This is a genomic window from Deinococcus sp. (genome assembly GCF_018260405.1).
Classification (GTDB): domain Bacteria; phylum Deinococcota; class Deinococci; order Deinococcales; family Deinococcaceae; genus Deinococcus.
The window spans coordinates 713-961 of the sequence record NZ_JAGLBG010000228.1; the positions used below are offsets into that span (position 1 = coordinate 713).

At 60.2% G+C, this 249-nt stretch carries 1 protein-coding gene; it reads right to left on the minus strand.

The window, feature by feature from the left end; genetic code table 11:
* On the minus strand, positions 1-249 hold a 249-nt coding region (locus QZ269_RS13245), incomplete at both ends, for a Tn3 family transposase (protein WP_291427163.1).

Consider the following 249-nt stretch of genomic DNA (forward strand, 5'->3'; position numbering starts at 1 on the left):
ATCATCGCCACCAGCAACTGAATGCCGTTGGCTCGCAGGTTTTGCGCTTCATGTGAGCGGTCACGAATTTCACCGTGCCGGTGAATGGCAACTGCTTTGGATAGCGAGTGCAACGCTTCCCCCTTATTCAACCCCTGGTAGACCCGGCGGCGCAGCGCCGGGCTGCTCAACCATTCCAGCGTGAACAGCGTGCGCTCGATGCGACCCAGTTCACCGAGCGCCTGGGCGAGACTGTTCTGCCTGGGGTAA